The sequence below is a fragment of the Collimonas sp. genome, from assembly GCF_035566555.1.
GTDB lineage: Bacteria > Pseudomonadota > Gammaproteobacteria > Burkholderiales > Burkholderiaceae_D > Collimonas.
In genome coordinates, this window is the sequence record NZ_DATMRB010000116.1 from 23,699 (window position 1) to 29,698 (window position 6,000).

The window sequence follows — 6,000 nt, forward strand, 5'->3', positions numbered from 1 at the left end:
ACTAAAAACAAAAGGCCTGAACCGCTACAGTTCAGGCCTTGGGGCAGAACTCACTCAAGCGATGGATTCGGCTGGCTGATCTTGCAACAACGCCAATAAACGCGCAATTTCTTCGCGCATCTTGCGGCGGTCGACAATCATGTCGACGGCGCCCTTGGTCACCAGGAATTCAGCGCGCTGGAAACCTTCCGGCAATTTTTCACGCACGGTGTTCTCGATCACGCGTGGACCGGCAAAGCCGATCAGCGCCTTCGGTTCAGCGATCACGACGTCGCCCATGAAGGCGAACGAAGCGGAAACGCCGCCCATGGTCGGATCAGTCAGGACGCTGATGAACGGCAGCTTCTTTTCCGACAGCTTGGTCAGCATGGAAGTGGTCTTGGCCATTTGCATCAGGGACAGCAAACCTTCCTGCATGCGCGCACCGCCGGTAGCGGTAATGCAGATGAACGGCACTTTCTGCTCCAACGCGACCTGGGCGCCGCGCACGAAGCGCTCGCCGACCACGGAGCCCATGGAGCCGCCCATGAATTCGAATTCAAACGCTGCCACCACGACCGGCAAGGTCATGATGGAGCCGCCGAGCACGATCAGGGCATCGGTTTCGCCGGTGGCGTCCATCGCTGCCTTGAGGCGGTCTGGGTATTTCTTGCTGTCCTTGAACTTGAGCGTGTCGATCGGCAGTGTTTCCTGGCCGATTTCATAGCGGCCGCCGGCGTCCAGCAGCGCATCCAGGCGCTCGCGTGCGCGGATCCGCATGTGGTGATTGCACTTCGGGCAGACATGGATGTTCGATTCCAGGTCGGTGCGATACAGAACCGCTTCGCAGGATGGGCACTTGACCCACAACCCCTCGGGGATGGATTTGCGGGTTGCCGAGTCACTGCGCTGAATGCGCGGGGGTAGTAATTTTTCTAGCCAGCTCATGGAGCGACCTCCTTCAGATTTTTTTCTTGCCGAATTTTACCTTTATCCCTGCATCAGCGAAATAGCTAATCAAAGATAGATTGCATGCCATTAAGACATCAAAAAATGTCAAAAATCATTCATCCAGCGCTTTTCTGATACCTGACAAGAAACTTTCCACTGCTGCCACAGCTTGCGCCGGAGGCGTATTCTCCAGTTCCTGGATAATCCGGCTACCGATCACGATCGCATCCGACACCTGCGCCACGGCCTTGGCCGTGGCCGCATCGCGGATGCCGAAACCGACGCCGATTGGCAGTTTGACATGCTTGCGAATCGCCGCCACGCGCGCCGCCACCTCGGCGGTATCGATATTGGCGGCGCCGGTCACGCCCTTCAATGACACATAATACGTGAATCCGCCGCCGACCTTGGCCACCTGCTTGATCCGCTCCTCGGTCGAGGTCGGCGCCAGCAGGAAAATCGGATCCATGCCGCTGGCTTGCATTTTCTCGGCAAACTCTTCGCACTCTTCCGGTGGATAGTCGACCACGATGCTGCCGTCGACACCCGCCTCTTTCGCAGCGGCAATGAAAGCATCGACACCCATCCGCTCCAGCGGATTGGCATAGCCCATCAATACCACCGGTGTACTGGCATTGGTCTGGCGGAATTCACGCACATAGCCCAAGACGTCGCGCAGGCTGACGCCGAACTTGAGCGCACGTTCGCAGGCGCGCTGGATCACCGGCCCTTCCGCCATTGGATCGGAAAACGGCACCCCCAGTTCCAGGATATCGGCGCCGCCGCGGACCAGCGCATGCATCAGCGGCACAGTCAGTTCCGGCGCCGGATCGCCGGCGGTGATGAATGGGATCAAGCCTTTTTTATTGCTGGCCGCGAGCGCGGCCAAGGTAGTCTGGATTCGGGACATAGGATTTATCGATATGGATTGCGTTGTGGGGTGCTTGCGCGTTTTCCGGGCCCGCGGCGCGCATGAATCTACGCTGCAGGCCCGGACGACCTTGATCAGGCCAGTTTCAAACGCTCGGCAACGGTATGCATGTCTTTGTCGCCGCGGCCGGACAGGTTGGCCAGGATGATCTTATCCTTGGGCAAGGTTGCCGCCAGCCGCGCCGCATAGGCCAAGGCATGGCTCGATTCCAGCGCAGGAATGATGCCTTCGATGCGGCAGCAGGTATGGAAGGCCGCCAGCGCTTCGTCGTCGGTCACGGTTTCGTAAGTGGCGCGGCCGGAATCCTTGAGCCAGGCGTGCTCGGGACCCACGCCCGGATAATCCAGGCCGGCCGAAACCGAATGGGTCTCGATGATCTGGCCGTTTTCATCCTGCAGCAGATAGGTGCGGTTGCCATGCAGCACGCCCGGCGAACCGAGCGTCAGCGATGCGGAATGCTTGCCGCTCGCCAATCCTTCGCCAGCTGCCTCCACCCCGACCAGCGCCACATCGTGATGATTGATGTAGGGATAGAAAATCCCCATCGCATTCGAACCGCCGCCGACGCAGGCGACCACGTGGTCAGGCTGGCGTCCGGCCATTTCCGGCATCTGCGTCAGGCACTCGTTGCCGATCACCGACTGGAAGTCGCGCACCATCATCGGATAAGGATGCGGACCGGCTACCGTGCCGATGATGTAGAAGGTATTTTCAACATTGGTGACCCAGTCGCGCATGGCTTCGTTGAGCGCGTCTTTCAGTGTCTTGGAACCGGATTCCACCGGCACCACCTTGGCGCCCAGCAGGTTCATGCGGTAGACGTTCTGCATCTGCCGCTTGACGTCTTCGCTACCCATGTAGACCACGCACTCAAGCCCGAAACGGGCGCAGATGGTGGCGGTGGCGACGCCGTGCTGGCCGGCGCCGGTTTCCGCGATCACGCGCGGCTTGCCCATGCGCTTGGCCAGCAAAGCCTGGCCGATCACATTATTGATCTTGTGGGCGCCAGTGTGGTTCAGATCCTCACGCTTGAAATAGATCTGCGCGCCGCCCATCTGCTCGGACCAGCGCTTGGCGTGGTAAATCGGACTGGGGCGGCCGACGAAGTGCTTCAGTTCGCTGTGGAATTCGGCCTGGAATTGCGGCTCGTTCTGGTATTTGGCATAAGCCTGCTGCAGCTCGCTCAGGGCCAGGGTCAGCGTTTCCGATACAAAACTGCCGCCGTACATGCCGAAGTGGCCCTTGGCGTCCGGCAAGTTGTACTGGGCGCTCTGGCGCAAGGTGCTGGCGGCGAGCGGCTGGCGCTCGGCGTACTGCTCGAGTGGGGTGAACTCTTTCATGATGTGTCTCTATAAAGATATGCCGGTTTGCCGATCAGAACGATGCCGCAGCTGTCTTGCCCGCTGCGCTAAGGGAGCCTTATATCTCGTTCAGATCAGCATCCGCCTGCCGTATCGCGGCAATGAATGCGCGAATCTTGGCGGCGTCCTTGATGCCCTTTTCTTGTTCGACGCCACTACTGATGTCGACCGCAAAGGGACGTACGCGTGTTACCGCGTCAGTCGCATTGTGCACGCTCAAGCCACCACTTAAAACGACCTGAGGCGCGAGCTCTTTTGGGATGAGAGACCAATCAAATACCTTTCCACTGCCACCGTAAGCTTCTACCAGGGTATCCAGCAGCAATCCGGAAAACAGATGGCTGCCGGCTTGATAGGCCTGGGCATATTCTATCAAATCTGCGGCCAGGGTTGTACTTCCTATGCGCATGGCGCGGATAAAGGGCCGGTTGACGGCCGCCGCCAGCGCCGCACTGTGTTCTACCGTTTCATCGCCATGGAACTGCAGCAGCGATACCGGCGCCTCGGCCACGACCTCGCGCAGCTGCGCCGCTTCGGCGTTGACGAACAGCCCGACCGTGGTGACGAAAGGCGGCACCGTGGCGATCAGGGCGGCGGCTTGGCTGGGCGTGACGTAGCGCGGGCTCTTTGGATAGAACACGAAACCAAGCGCATCGGCGCCGGCTTCCACGGCAGCGCGCACATCCTGCGCGCGGGTCAGGCCGCAGATCTTGATTCTGGTACGGTGGCTCATGGGCATGGTCGATTCAACAAAACTTCAACAAATGCACTATATCATCCTGCCGGCATGGCAAGATCGCCGCCGGCCAGTGCTTTACAGCCAAGGCAGCAGCTCCGCGGGCTGCTGCGGCAACTGCCATTTCTGGTCGTACGCCACTTGCGCAAGATACAGGCCGTCCGGCATGAAGGTCGGCGCCGCCCGGCTGCGGTCGCGCTGCTGCAGCAGTTCGGCGATCCATTGCGGCGGCTTGCTGCCGTTGCCTGCATAGATCAGGGAGCCGACGATATTGCGCACCATGTGATGCAGGAAGGCATTGGCGCGCAAGGTGAACACGATCAGATCGCCGCGCCGCTCTATGGAAATCTGATCCATGCTGCGCACCGGTGATTTGGCCTGGCATTCGATGGCGCGGAAGGCGGAAAAATCGTGGGTGCCGATCAGGTGAGCCGCCGCCTGCCGCATCAGTTCCACTTCCAGCGGTCGGAATACCCAGCCGGCCTTTCCCTCCAGCAGCGGCGAACGCACCGGATTGTTATACAAAAGATAATGATAGGTCCTGGCGCTAGCACTGAAGCGCGCATGGAAATTGTCCTGCTCGCTGCCATCTGCCAGCAGCGGCAATTCATGCGCCCAGCGCACCGCAATGGACGGCGGCAAAAAGGCGTTCAAGCCGCGCACCCAGGAAAATATCTCGCGCGACAAATGGGTATCGAAATGCACTACCTGTTCCAGCGCATGCACGCCTGAATCGGTGCGGCCGGCGCAGGTGGTGGCGACCGGGCCCTGGGTGAATTTCTGCAAGGCGAGCTCGAGCCGGTCCTGCACAGTCTTGCCGCTGGGCTGGGTCTGCCATCCTTGCCAAGGCGTGCCGTCGTACTGCACGCCGAGAACGATACGTTTCATCCAATTCCTGTTTTATAAAAGCAAACGGGCGCTAGCATAACGCTGCGCCCGTCCTTTGGCAAAATGCTACCGTGATTTTAACAGCGGGTTGCAGCCTCAGTCATGCGACAACCCACCAATCCCGTCAATTACAGTTTAGCGATCAACAGCTTCGCTGCATCCACCTGTTCTGCACTGCCGCCCTTCAAGACTTCTTCCAGCAACTCGCGCGCGCCTTCCTTGTCGCCGATTTCCTTGTAGGCGACTGCCAGGTCGAGCTTGGTCGCCATTTCAGGATTGGCGCTTGCCGACGCTGTTTCAGCGGCTGCAGCTACAGCTACAGGGGCACTGGCGGTTGCCGGAGCATGCGCGTGCACTGCGCTGTCCAGGTCCAGGTTCATGCCGGACAGATTGAATTCCAGCGGCGCCACCATCGGCTCCGCATGCTGCGCATAGGAAGGCGCAGCAGGCGCCTTGGCTGCCGGCTTGGTTTCAAATGGCAGGTCGATGTGCGCGTGGGCTGGCTCATAATTGGACGGCTGGCCGCCGGCCGGGAAATCCAGCGCGCCGAACGCAGCCACCGCCGGTGCCGCTTTTTCAACCGCCTTGGGCGCAACCGGTGCTGCCGGAGCCGCTGCCTTGTGGTCCAGTTCGAAATCGAGTGAATCCAGCATCGACTTGCCGGCTTCATGCAACGGCGACAACAGTACCGTGTTCTGGTTGGCCGAGGCGGTGCTGCCGAGTTCTTCCAGGTCGAAATCCATATCGTTGATCTCGGCCTTGGCAGCGGCGCCGCCCTGCTTGCTCAGGTCATTCTGGCTCAACGGCGCCAGCAATTCTGCTGCCGGTGCGGTGTGCACCAGCTCAGGAATCGGCGCCTTCTGCGGCTCGGTCGGCGCTGTCAGCGAATTGAAGTCGAGGCCATCCATGGGCTGGGTCGGCGCGGTAATCGCATCAGCCTTGGCGATCACCTGATCCTGCAGCTTGCCGCCACCGTACAGCGGATTGGCCGGGTCGACATTCAGGCCCAGCGCAGCCGCCTGCTGCCAGTCCTCGCCTTCGCCGCGGGTCAGGCTATACAACTCGCTGGCCAGGATTTCAAACGAACGAGGATCCTTGCGGTTGGCGTAGATTTCCAGCAGCTTGACGCGAATCGCGTTGCGGCTTGGCTGGTT

At 60.2% G+C, this 6,000-nt stretch carries 6 protein-coding genes; all 6 read right to left on the reverse strand.

What is annotated here, in order from left to right; all coding sequences use genetic code 11:
• Positions 1–54 precede the first annotated feature (54 nt).
• Complete coding sequence (accD, locus tag VNZ65_RS15215; RefSeq protein ID WP_038489592.1) at positions 55–927, reverse strand: acetyl-CoA carboxylase, carboxyltransferase subunit beta; 873 nt, start codon at positions 925–927, stop codon at positions 55–57.
• A gap of 115 nt (positions 928–1,042) precedes the next feature.
• Positions 1,043–1,840 carry a tryptophan synthase subunit alpha gene (gene trpA, locus VNZ65_RS15220; RefSeq protein ID WP_325670417.1) on the reverse strand — a complete coding sequence of 266 codons (798 nt, stop codon included), beginning with the start codon at positions 1,838–1,840 and terminating at the stop codon, positions 1,043–1,045.
• Between the two features lie 95 nt (positions 1,841–1,935).
• Positions 1,936–3,201, reverse strand: coding sequence for a tryptophan synthase subunit beta (gene trpB, locus VNZ65_RS15225; RefSeq protein WP_325670419.1), 1,266 nt, complete (start codon positions 3,199–3,201; stop codon positions 1,936–1,938).
• 79 nt (positions 3,202–3,280) lie between these two features.
• Complete coding sequence (locus tag VNZ65_RS15230) at positions 3,281–3,955, reverse strand: phosphoribosylanthranilate isomerase (RefSeq protein WP_325670421.1); 675 nt, start codon at positions 3,953–3,955, stop codon at positions 3,281–3,283.
• An 81-nt stretch (positions 3,956–4,036) separates the two neighbouring features.
• Complete coding sequence (gene truA / locus VNZ65_RS15235) at positions 4,037–4,846, reverse strand: tRNA pseudouridine(38-40) synthase TruA (protein WP_325670423.1); 810 nt, start codon at positions 4,844–4,846, stop codon at positions 4,037–4,039.
• Between the two features lie 128 nt (positions 4,847–4,974).
• A partial coding sequence (locus tag VNZ65_RS15240; RefSeq protein ID WP_325670425.1) for a FimV/HubP family polar landmark protein occupies positions 4,975–6,000 on the reverse strand: 1,026 nt, incomplete at its 5' end.

Excerpts from the sequence above, each read along its gene's own strand:
- accD (WP_038489592.1), bottom strand. The coding sequence starts at position 927 with ATGAGCTGGCTAGAAAAATTACTACCCCCGCGCATTCAGCGCAGTGAC.
- trpA (WP_325670417.1), bottom strand. The coding sequence starts at position 1,840 with ATGTCCCGAATCCAGACTACCTTGGCCGCGCTCGCGGCCAGCAATAAA.
- trpB (WP_325670419.1), bottom strand. The coding sequence starts at position 3,201 with ATGAAAGAGTTCACCCCACTCGAGCAGTACGCCGAGCGCCAGCCGCTC.
- VNZ65_RS15230 (WP_325670421.1), bottom strand. The coding sequence starts at position 3,955 with ATGAGCCACCGTACCAGAATCAAGATCTGCGGCCTGACCCGCGCGCAG.
- truA (WP_325670423.1), bottom strand. The coding sequence starts at position 4,846 with ATGAAACGTATCGTTCTCGGCGTGCAGTACGACGGCACGCCTTGGCAA.